Annotated in this window: 16 protein-coding genes and 2 pseudogenes; 7 read left to right on the top strand and 11 right to left on the bottom strand. The window is 65.1% G+C overall.

All coding sequences use genetic code 11. The features are described 5' to 3' along the window. Positions 1-17: 17 nt before the first annotated feature. From uvrB to ACSKB8_RS15785, 4 genes and pseudogenes are all read right to left on the bottom strand, one after another. Positions 18-1643: pseudogene (gene uvrB / locus ACSKB8_RS15800) on the bottom strand (excinuclease ABC subunit UvrB); the annotation flags it as partial. A 648-nt stretch (positions 1644-2291) separates the two neighbouring features. Further along, complete coding sequence (locus ACSKB8_RS15795) at positions 2292-2519, bottom strand: hypothetical protein (RefSeq protein WP_370986289.1); 228 nt, start codon at positions 2517-2519, stop codon at positions 2292-2294. Between the two features lie 51 nt (positions 2520-2570). Next, positions 2571-2795 carry a hypothetical protein gene (locus ACSKB8_RS15790; protein ID WP_091886682.1) on the bottom strand — a complete coding sequence of 75 codons (225 nt, stop codon included), beginning with the start codon at positions 2793-2795 and terminating at the stop codon, positions 2571-2573. Between the two features lie 103 nt (positions 2796-2898). Continuing rightward, the gene (locus ACSKB8_RS15785) at positions 2899-3816 is read right to left on the bottom strand and encodes a LysR substrate-binding domain-containing protein (RefSeq protein ID WP_438105102.1); all 918 of its coding nucleotides are present in this window, start codon (positions 3814-3816) and stop codon (positions 2899-2901) included. A gap of 294 nt (positions 3817-4110) precedes the next feature. Here ACSKB8_RS15785 and ACSKB8_RS15780 point away from each other — a divergent pair, with 294 nt between their 5' ends. The 3 genes from ACSKB8_RS15780 (at position 4111) to ACSKB8_RS15770 (ending at position 6083) form a co-directional block, all read left to right on the top strand. Then, a complete protein-coding gene (locus ACSKB8_RS15780; RefSeq protein WP_438105100.1) occupies positions 4111-4890 on the top strand; it encodes a TSUP family transporter in 780 nt (259 codons plus the stop codon). Beyond that, a complete protein-coding gene (locus ACSKB8_RS15775; protein ID WP_438105099.1) occupies positions 4887-5117 on the top strand; it encodes a hypothetical protein in 231 nt (76 codons plus the stop codon). The genes ACSKB8_RS15780 and ACSKB8_RS15775 overlap by 4 nt, the downstream gene beginning before the upstream one ends. 267 nt (positions 5118-5384) lie before the next feature. Next, entirely contained in the window at positions 5385-6083 is a 699-nt protein-coding gene (locus ACSKB8_RS15770) for a glutathione S-transferase family protein (protein ID WP_438105098.1), read from the top strand. Between the two features lie 161 nt (positions 6084-6244). On the opposite strand, the gene ACSKB8_RS15765 is transcribed toward ACSKB8_RS15770, so the two are convergent. Further along, the gene (locus tag ACSKB8_RS15765; protein ID WP_438105096.1) at positions 6245-6460 is read right to left on the bottom strand and encodes a cysteine-rich CWC family protein; all 216 of its coding nucleotides are present in this window, start codon (positions 6458-6460) and stop codon (positions 6245-6247) included. 114 nt (positions 6461-6574) lie between these two features. Between ACSKB8_RS15765 and ACSKB8_RS15760 the strand changes: the two genes are divergently transcribed. The 4 genes and pseudogenes from ACSKB8_RS15760 to ACSKB8_RS15745 all read left to right on the top strand — a co-directional run bounded on the left by ACSKB8_RS15760 (position 6575) and on the right by ACSKB8_RS15745 (position 10486). Continuing rightward, positions 6575-8128, top strand: a complete 1554-nt coding sequence (locus ACSKB8_RS15760) for a DUF1800 domain-containing protein (RefSeq protein ID WP_438105094.1) — start codon at positions 6575-6577, stop codon at positions 8126-8128. A 2-nt stretch (positions 8129-8130) separates the two neighbouring features. Continuing rightward, positions 8131-9348: pseudogene (locus ACSKB8_RS15755) on the top strand (DUF1501 domain-containing protein). 89 nt (positions 9349-9437) lie between these two features. After that, the gene (locus tag ACSKB8_RS15750) at positions 9438-9809 is read left to right on the top strand and encodes an endonuclease domain-containing protein (RefSeq protein ID WP_438110548.1); all 372 of its coding nucleotides are present in this window, start codon (positions 9438-9440) and stop codon (positions 9807-9809) included. Positions 9810-10162: 353 nt separating this feature from the next. Then, positions 10163-10486, top strand: a complete 324-nt coding sequence (locus tag ACSKB8_RS15745) for an antibiotic biosynthesis monooxygenase family protein (RefSeq protein ID WP_370986281.1) — start codon at positions 10163-10165, stop codon at positions 10484-10486. A 13-nt stretch (positions 10487-10499) separates the two neighbouring features. Here the strand turns inward: ACSKB8_RS15745 and ACSKB8_RS15740 are convergent, their stop codons facing one another. From ACSKB8_RS15740 to ACSKB8_RS15715, 6 genes are all read right to left on the bottom strand, one after another. Continuing rightward, entirely contained in the window at positions 10500-11441 is a 942-nt protein-coding gene (locus ACSKB8_RS15740; RefSeq protein ID WP_438105092.1) for an aldo/keto reductase, read from the bottom strand. 252 nt (positions 11442-11693) lie between these two features. Further along, positions 11694-12149, bottom strand: coding sequence for an N-acetyltransferase family protein (locus ACSKB8_RS15735; protein ID WP_438105091.1), 456 nt, complete (start codon positions 12147-12149; stop codon positions 11694-11696). A gap of 297 nt (positions 12150-12446) precedes the next feature. Then, a complete protein-coding gene (locus ACSKB8_RS15730) occupies positions 12447-13259 on the bottom strand; it encodes a PAS-domain containing protein (RefSeq protein WP_128939785.1) in 813 nt (270 codons plus the stop codon). A gap of 128 nt (positions 13260-13387) precedes the next feature. Further along, entirely contained in the window at positions 13388-13546 is a 159-nt protein-coding gene (locus ACSKB8_RS15725) for a hypothetical protein (RefSeq protein WP_091886648.1), read from the bottom strand. 73 nt (positions 13547-13619) lie between these two features. Further along, complete coding sequence (locus ACSKB8_RS15720; protein WP_164934664.1) at positions 13620-13796, bottom strand: hypothetical protein; 177 nt, start codon at positions 13794-13796, stop codon at positions 13620-13622. Between the two features lie 159 nt (positions 13797-13955). Further along, the gene (locus ACSKB8_RS15715; RefSeq protein ID WP_091886645.1) at positions 13956-14606 is read right to left on the bottom strand and encodes a glutathione S-transferase family protein; all 651 of its coding nucleotides are present in this window, start codon (positions 14604-14606) and stop codon (positions 13956-13958) included. Positions 14607-15068 lie beyond the last annotated feature (462 nt).

Genomic DNA, 15068 nt, shown 5'->3' with positions numbered 1-15068 from the left:
CGCTGCGCAGAAAACCTTCCTTGTCGGCGTCGAGAATTCGCGACCAGCGCGCATTCGGGAATGTCGAGGCCTTCGCGCAAGAGGTTGATGCCGACCAGCGCGTCGAAGGCGCCGAGGCGGAGATCCCTGATGATCTCGATGCGTTCGATGGTGTCGATGTCGGAGTGCATGTAGCGAACGCGGATGCCCTGCTCGTGCAAATATTCGGTGAGGTCCTCCGCCATGCGTTTGGTCAGCACGGTGATCAGCGAGCGATAGCCGGCCTGCGCGGTGGCGCGGACCTCGCCGACGAGATCGTCGACCTGGGTGCGGGCGGGGCGGATGTCCACGGGAGGATCAATCAGCCCGGTGGGACGGATCACCTGCTCGACGAACACGCCGCCGCTCTCGTTGAGCTCCCAGCCGCTCGGCGTCGCCGACACCGCGATGGTCTGCGGCCGCATCATGTCCCACTCCTCGAAGCGCAAGGGGCGGTTGTCCATGCAGGAGGGCAGGCGGAAACCGTATTCGGCGAGCGTCGCCTTGCGGCGGAAGTCGCCGCGGAACATGGCGCCGATCTGCGGGATTGTGACGTGGCTCTCGTCGGCGAAGATCAGCGCGTTGTCGGGGACGTATTCGAACAGCGTCGGCGGCGGCTCGCCGGGGCGTCGGCCGGTGAGATAGCGCGAATAGTTCTCGATGCCGGCGCAGCTGCCCGTCGCCTCCATCATCTCGAGGTCGAAGGTGGTGCGCTGCTCCAGCCGCTGCGCCTCCAGAAGACGCCCCTGATCGTGGAGCTGGTCCAGCCGCTGCTTCAATTCGAACTTGATCGACTTGATCGCCTGCACCAGCGTCGGGCGCGGCGTCACATAGTGCGAGTTGGCGTACATCTTGATGAATTCGAGCTCGTCCTGCTTGTGGCCGGTGAGCGGATCGAACTCCTCGATGTTCTCGATGGTGTCGCCGAACAGGTTCACGCGCCAGGCCCGGTCCTCATAGTGCGCGGGGAAGATGTCGATGACGTCGCCGCGGACGCGAAACGTGCCGCGGGTGAAATCCGCCTGGGTGCGCTTGTACTGGAGCGCGACGAGGTCGGCGATGAGCTGGCGCTGGTCGATGCGCTCGCCCTTCTTCAGCGCGAACGTCATCGCGGTGTAGGTCTCGACCGAGCCGATACCGTAGATGCAGGACACAGAGGCGACGATGATGACGTCGTCGCGTTCGAGCAGCGCGCGCGTCGCCGAGTGGCGCATGCGGTCGATCTGCTCGTTGATCGAGGAATCCTTCTCGATATAGGTGTCGGTGCGCGGGACGTAGGCTTCCGGCTGGTAATAGTCGTAGTAGGAGACGAAATACTCGACCGCGTTGTCGGGGAAGAAATTCTTGAACTCGCCATAAAGCTGGGCGGCGAGCGTCTTGTTCGGCGCGAGGATCAGGGCGGGGCGCTGCGTCGCCTCGATCACCTTGGCCATCGTGTAAGTCTTGCCCGAGCCGGTGACGCCGAGCAGCACCTGCGAACGATCGTTGCGATCGACGCCCTCGACCAGCTCGGCAATCGCGGTCGGCTGGTCGCCCTTGGGCTCATATTCAGACTTGATCTCGAAGCGCACGCCGCCTTCGGATTTTTCCGGGCGCGGCGGCCGGTGCGGCGTCCAGACCCGCATCGAGCCATCGTCCTTGCGGAATTCCGGGCGGCCCTCGCGGATCAGCGCCTCCAGCGCATCCGCGGTGGCCTTGACGCCCAGCGCCTCCATCTTGCTGCGCGGTGGTCGCGCCAGCGCCTCGGCATCGTCCTCTTCAGTGGGAAGACCGAGCTGACGGGCCAGTTCCGGATCGAGTTTCGGGATCGTGGCCGAGGTTCCGTAATTGGCCTGCGGTGCTTCGTCGAAGCCTTCGGTCGAGGCCCGCGGCGGCATCGGCTTTGCAATAGTCTTTGCAATGTTCTTGGCCGTATCCTGCGGAAACTCCTTCGGCGTTGATGCGCGCGCGCGATGCGCGGCGGCCTCGCCCCCGGACCGGCGATCGCGCGAATTGTCCGGCGGCGGCTGAAGGCCGGTGCCCGATCCCAGGCCCGCATCGCCGCGATTGATCGCGGGATTGAGCAGCTCGGCCAGCGCCGGCCCGATCGGCTGCACATCGGGGCGATGCGCCTTCGAGTTCGGGGCCTTGGTCTTCGGGGATTTGCCGGATTTTTCGGAGGATGCGGGTTTCTTCGCCATGGGGCGAATATGGGACGAGTCCGCCCCGCGATAAAGGGCGAATGCCCATCGTCATGCAGCCTGCTGACAGCAGGTTGGCAGCAGCCTCGAGGCTCACGCCGCCGGTAGCGGCCCCTCGTCGTCCTCGCCCGCCTGATGCGGCCTCAGGATGTCGAGATGGATGCCGCCGCAATCGGGGCAGCGCATGGTCCAGTACTCGCATCCGGCGCGACCGCCGATCACACGGAGCACCATGAGATCGCCGTCGCATTCCGGGCAGTTGGACAGCACGGCGCGGGCATAGATCCGCGGCCGTAGTCCGTCGGCTTCGATGATTGACATGACCGGTTCCCCGCCGCCCTGTCGCGGGTCCGTTGCAGACCCGCTCGTCTATTATTCGTCGTCGCTGTCGGCCCGCCGGCGGAAGCGATCGATGTGGTGCTTGGCATCGGCAATCGCGGCGTCGCGATCAGGCCAGGCGAAGCCGACTTCCATGGCCGGAAACAGCACGCCGTCGATGGCAACCGGGCTGAAATCGGCGCGCCGGATGCGCGCGTGCCACAGCCCCTTGCCAGCTTCGAAGGATTCGATGTCAAAGCCGTCGTAAAGGGTCGTCATTCTTGTAGGTCCCACTTTTCTTTTCGGAGGGTCAGGGGACCACATTTGCGAATTTCAGGATGTGAAGCCGTTCACAAGCCGCGGGGCTTTTTTGCCGAGCGCATCAGTTCCGCGCCGCAGCACGGCCGATCCGCCGCACCGGACGCGCCGCCGGTTCCGACGCCGTGCGCATGATCCAGCGGCGGAACGCGGCGAAGTCGCGATGCTCGGTCTGGAAACTGCGATAGAGCAGGTACCAGCGCATGCCCTTGGGCACTGAGAGATCGAACGGCGCCACCAGGCGCCCGGCGGCGAGATCGTCGTCGATATAGGGCCGGATGCCCATGGCGATGCCGAGTCCGTCGGCGGCGGCCTGGAGCGCCTGGCCGTAGAACTGGAACTCTGGCCCGCGCGCGTTGATGCGCGCCAGGTTCGCGGCCTTGAGCCAGAGCGGCCAATCCTCCGGCGAATGCGCGACGCGGATCAGGCTCGGTCCCCTCAGATCGGTCGGCCGCTTCAGGCCGCTCGCAAGGCGCGGCACGCAGACCGGCGTGAGGTCGCCGGCGAACAGCGGCTCGGCGACCAGGCCGGGCCAGTCGCCGGTGCCGAGCTTGATGCCGCAGCTCCAGTCCTCGCCAAATGGCACCGAGGCGCCGCCGGTGGTGAAGCGCACCTCGATGTCCGACTCCTCGCTGCGAAACTCCGACAGGCGTGGGATCAGCCAGCGCATCGCAAAGGTGTGGCCGACGCCGATGGTGAGCACACGCACGCTGGAGGGCGCGGTCACCTGCGCGGTGAGGCTCGCCAGCGCATCGAAGATCGGCGTCAGACCGCTCTGATAGGCACGGCCGGCCTGCGTCAGCACGAGCTTGTTGGCCTTGCGCTCGAACAGCGCGAGGCCGAGCCGCTGTTCCAGCAGATGCACCATGCGGCTGACGGCGGCCGCCGAGACGTTGAGCTCGACGCCGGCCGCGGCAAAGCTGCCGGTCCGCGCCGCCGCCTCGAATGCCTTGATGCCGTTGAGAAACAGCAGCCGCCGCAAATGCCCGACCCTCAGGAAAGCTGATGCCAGGCCAAGATAACTCAGTTTGCGAAGGAAGGGCAAGCAAGGCACGTTCTCCTTCGCCTCTCCCCGCGCGCGGGGAGAGGCCGGAATTGCGGAGCAAATTGCGGGTGAGGGGACTCTCCCGCGAGTTTAACTGTCACCTCCCTTGCGGAGACTCCCCCTCACCCCACGCTCTCAGGGCGAGCGTTGCTCGTCCCGCCCCCGCAAGGGCGGGACGAGGGAGTGAAAGAGTTTACGTCCCTTACCTGCCCACCACAGGAGACCCCCTTCGTGACGTCCATCATGATCGCTGCCCTCGGATTGCTGATGGTCGCCACCGCGTTCCTATCCGGGCTGTTCGGCATGGCGGGCGGGCTGATCCTGATCGGCGTGCTGCTGGCCTTGATGCCGCTGCCGACCGCGATGGTGCTGCATGCGATCACGCAGATGGCCTCGAACGGCTGGCGCGCATTGCTCTGGCGGGCGCATATCCGCTGGCGGCCGGTCGCGAACTACATGGTCGGCGCTGCCATCGCACTCGCGGCCTGGTCGCTCACCCGCTATGTGCCGGACAAGCCGATGGCGCTGCTCTTGCTCGGCATCACCCCGTTCATGGCGCGCCTGCTGCCCGCGAACATCAAGCCGGACCCTGATAGGCTCTGGCAGGGCACGGTCTACGGCACGATCTGCATGGGTTTGATGCTGATGACCGGCGTCTCCGGCCCGCTGCTCGACACCTTCTTCCTCGGCGGCGATTTCGGCCGGCGCGAGAAGGTGGCGACCAAGGCAATGTGCCAGCTCGTCAGCCATTTCACCAAGCTGGTCTATTTCGGCGGCATCATCGACCAGGCGGCGAGCCTCGATCCCGTGCTCGCCGGCGTCGCGATTGCGGCCTCCATGCTCGGCACCACGCTGGCGCGGCGCATCCTGGAAGCGATGACCGACCAGCAATTCGTGGCTTGGTCGAACAAGCTGATCACCACCATCGCCTGCTACTACATCGTCCATGGCGGCTGGCTCGTGCTACGAGCGCCGGTGCTGGCGGCCTTCGACAAGGGAGGTTTGCAATGAGCTGTAACGCCGATCCGCTGGTGCTGGATTTCGTCGAATGGGTCGCACGCGAACCGCGCGCCTATGCCGAGGTGATCGCGACCTGGAAGACCTCGTGCCCGCGCCTCACCATCTGGGAAGACGCCGCTGACCGTGGCTACGTCGCGCGCGAGACGGTGCCCGGAATCGGGCTGATCATCGCGGTGACGGAAGGTGGCGAGCGGCTGTTGCGCGCGAACGGGCGGTGATGCCTTCACTTTCCCCACGCCCTCGCTGTCATCATCCGCGAAGGCGGATGATCCAGTAAACACCAGCAGCAGTGTGTCTCACGACCGTCGCGGCGTACTGGATGCCCCGGTCAAGCCGGGGCATGACAGTCGTCGTCGGCGCGCCCCGCTCTCCACATCGTCATTGCGAGCGTAAGCGAAGCAATCCAGAATGTCCCTGCGGCGGCGGTCTGGATTGCTTCGTCGCAAGAGCTCCTCGCAATGACGGAGCGGATGGAGTTGCCTTTCATGTCACTCAAACTCTTCGAACTCGTCGGCACCGACGCCGCGCGCCCGTTCAGCCCGTATTGCTGGCGCACGCGAATGGCGCTCGCGCATAAGGGCCTGACGGCACAATCGCTGCCCTGGCGCTTCACCGAGAAGAGCGCGATCGCGCCGCACGGCTCTGAGAAAGTCCCGGTGCTGCTGCATCACGACAAGCCCGTGGTCGATTCCTGGACGATCGCGAACTATCTCGAAGACAATTTTCCGGATCGTCCGTCGTTGTTTGGCGGCGAGGGCGGTCGCGCCATGGCGCGCATGATCAATGCCTTCGGCGATATCGCCATCGTCGGCGGCATCTTTCCGCTGATCGTCGCCGACATTCCGAACAACCTCGCCGAGGTCGATGCCGCCTATTTCCGCCAGTTGCGCGAGGCGCGCTTCGGCGGCAAGTCTCTGGAAGAGGTCATGGCCAGCCGCGACACCGGCGTGGTCGCGTTCCGCAGGTCGCTGGAGGTGATGCGGCAGACGTTGAAGAAGCAACCCTTCATCGGCGGCGCCGCGCCGAACTATGCCGACTACATCGTGTTCGGCGGTTTTCAATGGGCGCGGGTGGTGAGCCCGTTCAAGCTGCTCGAGGCGGACGACCCCGTCTACGTCTGGCGCGAGAAACTGCTGGATGCGTTCGACGGCATGGCGCGAAGGTCGCCGGGGCATGAGGTGTAAGCTTCGTAGGGTGGGCAAAGGCGCAAAGCGCCGTGCCCACCATCTCCCACACACGCAATGAAATGGTGGGCACGCTTCGCTTTGCCCACCCTACGATACTGCCGTAGCCCGGATGGAGCGAAGCGCAATCCGGGATTTGCGTTCGCGAAATGATTCCCGGATTACGCTTGCGCTCCATCCGGGCTACGCGCCTGCCCCGCCGCCTTGCGCAAACACGCCCGGCACAAACAATCCTCGCCCTCGATTGGCATCGGCAGTTTTGCCGTCTCCTCCGCGCACCAGCAATTGCCTGAGAGGTCGCAGCCGAACTCGGTGCCGCAGCGGGAGCAGGTGAGGCGGCGCGGGTCCTGCGATGAGGATTCTTGCGGATTTGTCATGATTTACGTCGAAGCTTCGCCGTCATTTTCATGTCGGGTTCATCTGTCGCTGCGGTATATTACGCGTTGCGCACGGACTCCGAAAGCGGCTCCCAACGCGCGAAGGACAGATCGATGGCCCGCGATTCGCAAGCCGCGCTCGTTGCGCTCAATCGCTTCGGCTTCGGCGCCCGCGGCGGCGCGTCCGGCGATCTCATCAACGCCGCCTCCGATCCGCGCGGTTTCGTGAAGGCAGAGCTCGCGCGCCCCAATGGCGTGCTGCTGGAAGCGCCGGGCCCGCAATCGACGCCGCAGCTTGGGCAGGCGGTGTTCGCCTATCAGGACCAGGTCAAGCAGGCGCGCGAGGCCGCGAAGGCGGCCGCTGAAGCACCGTCGACACAAGCGCCTGCCGATCAGAAGCCCGCCCTGCGCCGCAATCTCTCGCTGAACGCAGCGGCGGCGGAGGTCGCCGGCCAGATGGCGGATGCAAGACCGGCCGATCATGCGGCGAAGCCGGAGGCCATGCAGCCCAACGCCGCCGCGCCGCCTGCCGCAAAGCCCGCGCCGCAACCGCTCAACGTTATCCAGAAGACATTTCGCGCCGAGGCGCTGGCCCGGTTGCAGCGCGCCACCCTTGCCGAGTGCGGCTTCACCGAGCGTCTCGTCGTGTTCTGGTCAAACCATTTTTGCATCTCCGCCAGCAAGGGCGAGCTGGCGCGGATCTGGGCCGGCGCGTTCGAGCGCGAGGCGATCAGGCCGCATGTGCTCGGGCGCTTCGCCGATATGCTCAAGGCGGCCGAGCAGCATCCGGCGATGCTGTTCTTCCTCGACAACCAGCAATCGCTCGGACCGGATTCGCGCGCAGGGCAAAACCGCAAGCGCGGGCTGAACGAAAATCTGGCGCGTGAGATCATGGAGCTGCATACGCTCGGCGTCGGCGGCGGCTACACGCAGGACGACGTCACCTCGCTCGCGCGTGTCATCACCGGCTGGACCTTTGCCGGACGGCAGGGACAATTCGGAGTGCCTGGCTCCTTCGTGTTCAATGTCAATGCGCATCAGCCCGGGTCGCAGATCCTGCTCGGCAAGACCTACGCTCAGGCGGGCCTCGCGCAAGGCGAGGCCGCGCTCGCCGACATCGCGCGCCACGCCTCGACCGCGAATTTCATCGCCACCAAATTGGTCCGTCACTTCGTCGCCGATGATCCGCCGCCTGCTCTGGTTGTGCGGTTGCGCGACATCTTCGTCAAGACCGACGGCGACCTCAAGGCGCTTGCCATGGCGCTGGTCGATTCCGATGAAGCGTGGAAAGCGCCGCTGACCAAGATGCGCTCGCCTTACGATTTCCTGGTCGCGAGCGGCCGGCTGCTCGCGCGCGTGCCGGAGGATCCCGGTGCCTATCTCAACAATCTGAACTTGCTCGGGCAACCCCTGTGGTCGCCGGCGGGACCGAACGGTTTCCCCGACACCGGCGCCGCCTGGGCCGCGCCCGAAGGCATGAAGCTGCGGCTCGACATCGCGGCGCAAATGGGTGCGCGGCTCGGCAACAACATCGATCCGCTCGACCTGCTGGAATTCGCGGCGGCGGACGCGGCCTCCATCGAGACACGGCGAACCATCGAGCGTGCGGAATCGCGGCAGCAGGCGCTGGCGCTGCTGTTGATGTCGCCGGAAATGCAGCGGAGATGATGATGATCGACTGCGTCGAGAACCGGCTCCTCACCTCGCGCCGCGGACTCCTGCTCGGCGGTGCCTCCTTCGCGGCCTGGGCTTATCTGCCCAAATTCGCCCGCGCCGCCGACGGGCGCGATCCGCGCCTGGTCGTGGTGATCCTGCGCGGCGCACTCGACGGGCTTTCGACCGTCGCCCCGATCGGCGACCCCGATTACGCCGGCCTGCACGGCTCGATCGCGCTCACCGCGGATGGCGCGCATCCCGCGATCATGCTCGAACTCGTTCTTCGCGCTGCATCCGGCGATGCCGGAATTTGCGCGCATGTATCGCGAGATGCATGCCGCGGTGATCCACGCGGTCGCAACACCGTATCGCGATCGTTCGCATTTCGACGGCCAGGACGTGCTCGAAAGCGGCTATGCCGGCCCGGGCCGGGTGCAATCCGGCTGGCTCAATCGCGCGCTGGAAGCGCTGCCGCGCGGCGAGCGCGTGTCGAGCGGACTTGCCGTCGGCCCGACCACGCCGCTGGTGCTGCGCGGCAATGCACCGACCGTCGGCTGGGCGCCGGTCGCGCTGCCGCAGGCCGACGACGACACCGCGATGCGCCTCGTCGAGCTCTACCGCCATCGCGATCCCGTGCTGGCGACGGCTTTGTCGCAAGGCCTCCAGCTCGACAAGGCTGCAAGCGGCGACGACATGAAGCCGAAACGCGGCAATGCAGCCGCGCAGATGCGGCAGGTGGCGCGCGGCGCGGCAAAGCTGATGGCCGCCGACGACGGTCCGCGCATCGCCGCGCTCGCCTTCGACGGCTGGGACACGCACGCCAACGAAGGCGGCCCTGTGGGGCGTCTCGCCTTCCTGCTCGGCGGGCTCGACGGCGCGCTCGCCGAATTCGAAAGCGGGCTCGGCGCGCGCTGGCGCGACACTGTGGTCGTGGTCGCCACCGAGTTCGGCCGCACCGCGCGCATCAACGGCACCGACGGCACCGATCACGGCACGGGAACCATCGCGCTGCTCGCCGGCGGCGCCGTGAAGGCGGCCGCGTCATCTCCGACTGGCCGGGCCTCAAACTCGCCAACCTCCATGAAGGGCGCGACCTCAAGCCCACCACGGATCTGCGCTCCGTCATCAAGGGCGTGCTGCAGGGGCAATTTGGGCTCTCGGATCGCGTGCTCGCGGAGGCGGTATTTCCGGATAGCGCGGGAGCACGGCCGATGAAGGGATTGGTTGCTTAACCTCTCCCCGCTTTTTGCGGGGAGAGGTCGGATTGCGCTTGGCGATGCAAAGCATCGTCCAAAGCAATCCGGGTGAGGGGCAGGGGGCAATGCGCGGCCACGATCAGAAGTCCATCCGACTCGCACGACGCCTTCGCGTCAATCAGACGGATGCGGAGACGGTTCTCTGGAATCGCATTCGCAATCGGAGGATCGATGGACACAAGTTCGTGCGGCAAGAGCCGATCATCGGGTACATATGTGATTTCGTGTTCCGGGAGAAGCGGCTCATCATCGAAGTTGATGGCGGTCGGCACAATGAATCTGCAACAGATGCAATTCGTGATGAACGTCTAGCAGAGAAAGGTTACAGGGTGCTTCGCTTCTGGAACAATGACGTTCTTGAAAATATCGAAGGTGTTCTCACTATAATCCAGACCGAGCTCGCGGAGGCGGCCCCTCACCCCACCCTCTCCCCGTAAGAACGGGGCGAGGGAGCGAGAGAGAGCGGTATGTCCCTTACATGCCAGACCAATCGAAAGGTCCATCGAGGCGCACTTAACCTCTCCCCGCTCTTTGCGGGAGAGGTCGGATTGCGCTTGGCGATGCGAAGCATCGTCCAAAGCAATCCGGGTGAGGGGCAGGGCACGGTGTAGCCGTCATCAAAAATCCATCCGACTCGTACGATGAAGGTGCGTGCCTCATGCGCTTCGACTACAATTCAGACCGAGCTCGCGGAGGCAGCCCCTCACCCCACCCTCTCCCCGTAAGAACGGGGCGAGGGAGCGAGAGAGCATCGCGTCCCTGACGATTGCGCCTACAGGAGAAATCACCCATGTACATCGCCATGAACCGCTTCCGAGTCGCCAAGGGCTCCGAGGCCACTTTCGAGCAGGTTTGGCTCACGCGCGACACGCATCTGGACAAGGTGCCGGGCTTCGTCGAATTCCACCTGCTGCGGGGACCCGAGCTCGAGGACCACACGCTGTACGCCTCGCACACGGTCTGGGCGAATTACGCGGCGTTCGAGGCGTGGACCAAGTCGGAGGCGTTTCGCGCGGCGCATCACAAGGCCGGCGACAACAAGCCGCTCTATCTCGGCCATCCCCAGTTCGAAGGTTTTGAGGTGATGCAGACGGTGGGGCGCGGCGCGAAGTAGCGCGCCGCAGAGTTTAGCTCAGAGTGATCTTGTCGATCTCCGCCATCTCCTCCGCGCTGAGCTGCCAGGCGATCGCCTTGACGTTCTCCTCGACTTGCTCGACGCTGGTGGCGCCGGCGATCACGCTCGACACTTGCGGGCGCGCGGCGAGCCAGGAGAAGGCGAGCTCGAGCATGCTGTGCCCGCGTGTTTTGGCGAAGGCCGTGAGCTTCTCGACGATGTCCTCGTTGCGCGGCGTGACGTAGCGGTCGCGCAGCCGCGGCACCTTGCCGAAGCGGGTATCGTCAGGCGCGGCCTCGCCCCTTCGGTATTTGCCGGTCAGAAGTCCGCTTGCGAGCGGGAAGAACGGCAATAATCCGAGCTTGTATTCCGTTGCTGCCGGCAACAGATCCTTCTCGATGTCGCGCACGAGGAGGGAATATTCGTCCTGGCAGGAGACGAAGCGGCTGACATTCATCGCGCGTGCGACGTACTCCGCCTCTGCGACGCGCCAGGCCGGAAAGTTCGAATTGCCGATGTAGCGGACCTTGCCCTGCCGGACGAGATCGTCGAGGGCGCGCAGGCTCTCCTCGATCGGCGTCAGCGGATCATAATCGTGCTGCTGGTAGAGGTCGATGTAGTCGGTCTTGAGCCGCTTCAGACTCGCCTCGACCGCGCTCATGATGTAGCGGCGCGAGGCGCCCTGCTTGGTGCCGTCCTCCGCCATCGGCTTCGAATATTTCGTCGCCAGCACGATGTCCTTGCGGCGGTCGCCCAGCACGGCGCCGAGCACCGTCTCCGAGCCGCCCATGTTCGAATAGATGTCGGCAGTGTCGAACAGCGTGATGCCGAGATCGAGCGCGCGATGGATCACCTTGCGCGAGGTCTCCAGATCTGTGCGCTGGCCGAAATTGTTGCAGCCGAGCCCGACCGCAGAGACGCGCAGGCCGGAAGCGCCGAGATTGCGAATGTCCATGGGAGATCCTGTCAGATGAGCCGCGGCGCATTCTGACCACGGCGCCCCCCATCAGCAAGCCGCTCGCCGCGCTGCTGCCATGCCCATGAGGCGGACAAAAAAATGCGGCCCCTGTCAGACGCGGCGACTGACGGGGACCGCTTGGGGCGCTTGATCGGTGACGGGGGGCCTGATCAGACGCAGGCGTGAGCGTAATCCCGCTATGTTACGCGAGGGTGACAGCGGGACTTATCCACAGGGTGTGGAAAGGAATCAGAACAGCTTGCGATAGACGATAAAGCCGGAGCGTTCCGCGACCTTGTCGTACAGGCTCTGCGCCGTGAGATTGGTCTCGTGCGTCTGCCAGTAGACGCGCGGCGATCCCGCCAGTTTCGCCCGTTCATACACACCATGGATCAGCGCGGAGCCGACGCCCTTGCCGCGCGTGGCTTCAAGCGTGAACAGATCCTGCAAATAGCAGGACGGCTCGATTGCGGTGGTGCTGCGGTGAAACAGATAGTGCGTCAGGCCGAGCAATTGGCCGTCGCTCTCGGCGACCAGCGCATGCACCGGCTCATAGGCGTCGAAGAAACGCTGCCACGTCATGCGCGTGATCTCGGGCGCGAGCGCGGTTGGGCCCGAACGGCCGTAGAAGGCATTGTAGCCGTCCCACAGCGGCAGCCATTGATCGTAGTCCTGCTTCGTAACGGAGCGAATGGTGAGGGACATGTGAATTTCCGCGATCGATGAAGGATACTTCATACCCATGACGGGCTTGCTGATCAATTTGTCTCGCGAGTCGGATGGACACTTAGTCGTGGCGACAGCTTGCCTTGCCCCTCACCCGGATCGCTTGTGCGATCCGACCTCTCCCCGCAGAAGGGCGGGGAGAGGTTGAGTATCGGCACAGTCGAAAGTGAGGTGCGCACCGGCTTCTCGCTCCCTCGCCCCGTTCTTACGGGGAGACGGTAGGGTGAGGGGCTGTATCCGCGAGCGCCGGCGTACGATGCGCGCACGTTGCCGCGCCTACTCCGCAACGCGCAGATAGCTCATCAGCCTTCGGTTCGCGGGATCGCGCAGCGAGCGGTAGTAGTCGGCGCTCGCCGGCGCATCGGTGTGGCGCACGAGGTCGGTCACCGGCGTGTAGCTCAGCATGCGGCCGCCGTCGGGCAGCGCGGTGCAGACGAAACGCAGCACCTCGCCGTTGCGCAAGGCAATGTTGATCGGCGTGGCATCGCCGATCCGCACCATCTCCATGCGCTGGGCGATGAAGGTGCCGAGCTCGTCCTCGGGCAGCTCGAACGCGCCGGTGTCGCGGCCGTGATACATCAGCGCGATGAAGGGCGGCTTGCCGTCGGCGATCTGGTCCGGCACCGCAAAATATTCGCGGAACGCGCGGTTGATGAATTCGGCCCGCGTCTCGGCATCGAGCAGCACGACGCCGATATCGATCTGGTCGAGCGCGGCCGACAGGCGTGCGGCGGTGGCGTGGCTCTGGCGCTCGGCCGCGAATGTGCCGAGCATCCGCGCGCGCATCAGACCGGTGATGCCAGCGGTGCCGGCAACCGTGATTGCCAGGAGGCCGAGCCGGACCAGATCCGCGTTGCCATAGCCGGAGACGCCGTGATGGTTGAGGAAGAGCAGTGCCGCGCCGATCACCGCGACCGCTGCACTGGTCATGGCCGAGGCGAGGCCCGACAGCGCGCCGGCCAGCGCCACGAGGCAGACCAGCAGCGGCGCAGGCGAGGGAGTGGGGACGACGCGATCGAAGAGCATCGCCAGCAGCAGGGTCGCTGCCGTCAGCACCGGACCGGAGATCGCGCGCCATCCGAACCGCATGGGCCAGTCTCGCTCCTCCCCCACGAGGTAAGACCGCAACACTGGCGGATCGTTGCGCCGATGCGATGCGATTTCGCGCGATGCGCTTAATGGGCGCTTGCGGCGGAGCGCAAATCTTTCGGATGATTTTAGACCAAATGCGCGTGCCTGAGACGCTGTTGCAGCGCAGGCGCATTCAGCGTCGAGCTGCCCGAGCTCTTGCGCATGCCGGTGAAAATCAACAGCGATGCCGCGACCAGGATGGCCGCAGTCAGCGTGATCGCAACGACTACCACAGGTGACTTCATCGACGTCCTGTCGCAATGCCGGTCGGCGCGGGCCGCACGGCGCCTTGAAGGCTGGTCCAGGATGAAACGGGAATCAGATCGGCAGGCCCATCGCCATGGTCGCCTTGGTCGACATCACCGTCAGAGTGACGATCAGGCACAGCGAGAGTGCGGCGACGGCGAGCGAGGCCGCGACCGCGTTGGTCAGCCGGGAAGACGCGACGGTGGCGGATTGGCCCTGAAAGCCTGCCGTGCCGGACGCCCGAATCATGGGTCTAAATCCCTCAACACGCGAGCGAATCACCCGCGACTTTCCACAATTTCCCAGTTTCAACCGGCAATATTGCGGCGGCTGTCGCGCCGAAAGCGGCGACATTGCGGCAAAGGCGGCCCTTATGCCCGCTATTTGCCCGAGCAGGGGGCAGGCCTGTCAGGCGCCCGCGGCAATGCTGGCGGGGTCGTCGATGTCGGCCGGGCGCCAGTCCATCGTCACGAAGCCGGGCGCAGCTTCCACGCGCTTCAGCCAGTCCCGGACTGCCGGGAAGGTCGAAAGATCGAAGTCGCAGCGGTCGGCGAGATGGGTGTAGCCATAGAGCGCGATATCGGCGACCGTGAGCTGGCGGGCGGCGAAATAGGCGTTGCACTTGAGATGGTTCTCCATCACCTGGAGCGCGCCATAGCCGCGCTCCATCCAATCCTCCAGCGAATGGGTCTGCAGATCGCGGCCGCCCTTGACCAGCGATAGCCAGAAATAGGCCGCGCCGATGTTGGGTTCGAGCGCGTGCTGCTCGAAGAACATCCACTGCAGCGCCTCGGCGCGGTCGATGCGGTTCTCCGGTGCGAGCGGCGTGCCGACGGCAACGTACCATAGGATGGCGTTGGACTCGGCGAGATAGCGGTCGTTCCCGACCTCGAGCAGCGGCACCTGGCCGGACGGGTTCTTCGACAGAAAGTCCGGCGTGCGGCTCTCGCCGCGCAGAATGTCGATCTCGATGGCCTCATAGGGCACGTTGAGCAGCGCCAGCGCAAGGCGGACCTTGTAGCTATTGCCGGAGCGCTGCATCGAATAGAGCTTGTACATTCTGGGAGTTCGTTTCCGAGGATAGAAAGGTGCGGCGCTGGCTGCCCTGCAGCGCGGCTAGACAATGATGCCGATGCGAATCCGCCGCAAGAGCCGGCCCATAGAAAAACTCGAAAACCCTACCGCACTGCAGCGCCACGGAAGATCATTTCCGCGCGACCGTGCAACCGAGATCACGCTTGCGTCAGCAAACAAATGCGTTGCTCCGCGCAATCGTGAAGTCCGCGGACGACCGTATGCATCGGGTTAGGGCGCTAGTGCTTCCGCGTTGTCATGGCCGGGCATAGCCGACCGAAGGACGCCATCGCTTCCGCTCGGCTAGGTCCCGGCCATCCACGCCGCGTCAAGCGGTTCGAAGAACGTGGATGCCCGGGACCCGGCTATCAATTGCTCCGAGGACAAGCCTTGCCGGATATGAGGAATTTGGTCGGCAAAGTTGCGGAACATTGCGGTCAATCGCGC

The sequence above is a fragment of the Bradyrhizobium sp. BR 1432 genome (assembly GCF_051547705.1).
GTDB lineage: Bacteria > Pseudomonadota > Alphaproteobacteria > Rhizobiales > Xanthobacteraceae > Bradyrhizobium > Bradyrhizobium zhanjiangense.
Note: the sequence above shows the minus strand (reverse complement) of the source record. Positions and strands in the feature narration are given on the sequence as shown.

What these genes read in the sequence shown, in the direction of transcription:
- ACSKB8_RS15795 (WP_370986289.1), bottom strand. Translation starts at nt 2,519, where the DNA reads ATGTCAATCATCGAAGCCGACGGACTACGGCCGCGGATCTATGCCCGC.
- ACSKB8_RS15790 (WP_091886682.1), bottom strand. Translation starts at nt 2,795, where the DNA reads ATGACGACCCTTTACGACGGCTTTGACATCGAATCCTTCGAAGCTGGC.
- ACSKB8_RS15775 (WP_438105099.1), top strand. Translation starts at nt 4,887, where the DNA reads ATGAGCTGTAACGCCGATCCGCTGGTGCTGGATTTCGTCGAATGGGTC.
- ACSKB8_RS15770 (WP_438105098.1), top strand. Translation starts at nt 5,385, where the DNA reads ATGTCACTCAAACTCTTCGAACTCGTCGGCACCGACGCCGCGCGCCCG.
- ACSKB8_RS15765 (WP_438105096.1), bottom strand. Translation starts at nt 6,460, where the DNA reads ATGACAAATCCGCAAGAATCCTCATCGCAGGACCCGCGCCGCCTCACC.
- ACSKB8_RS15760 (WP_438105094.1), top strand. Translation starts at nt 6,575, where the DNA reads ATGGCCCGCGATTCGCAAGCCGCGCTCGTTGCGCTCAATCGCTTCGGC.
- ACSKB8_RS15750 (WP_438110548.1), top strand. Translation starts at nt 9,438, where the DNA reads ATGCGCGGCCACGATCAGAAGTCCATCCGACTCGCACGACGCCTTCGC.
- ACSKB8_RS15745 (WP_370986281.1), top strand. Translation starts at nt 10,163, where the DNA reads ATGTACATCGCCATGAACCGCTTCCGAGTCGCCAAGGGCTCCGAGGCC.
- ACSKB8_RS15740 (WP_438105092.1), bottom strand. Translation starts at nt 11,441, where the DNA reads ATGGACATTCGCAATCTCGGCGCTTCCGGCCTGCGCGTCTCTGCGGTC.
- ACSKB8_RS15735 (WP_438105091.1), bottom strand. Translation starts at nt 12,149, where the DNA reads ATGTCCCTCACCATTCGCTCCGTTACGAAGCAGGACTACGATCAATGG.
- ACSKB8_RS15730 (WP_128939785.1), bottom strand. Translation starts at nt 13,259, where the DNA reads ATGCGGTTCGGATGGCGCGCGATCTCCGGTCCGGTGCTGACGGCAGCG.
- ACSKB8_RS15725 (WP_091886648.1), bottom strand. Translation starts at nt 13,546, where the DNA reads ATGAAGTCACCTGTGGTAGTCGTTGCGATCACGCTGACTGCGGCCATC.
- ACSKB8_RS15720 (WP_164934664.1), bottom strand. Translation starts at nt 13,796, where the DNA reads ATGATTCGGGCGTCCGGCACGGCAGGCTTTCAGGGCCAATCCGCCACC.
- ACSKB8_RS15715 (WP_091886645.1), bottom strand. Translation starts at nt 14,606, where the DNA reads ATGTACAAGCTCTATTCGATGCAGCGCTCCGGCAATAGCTACAAGGTC.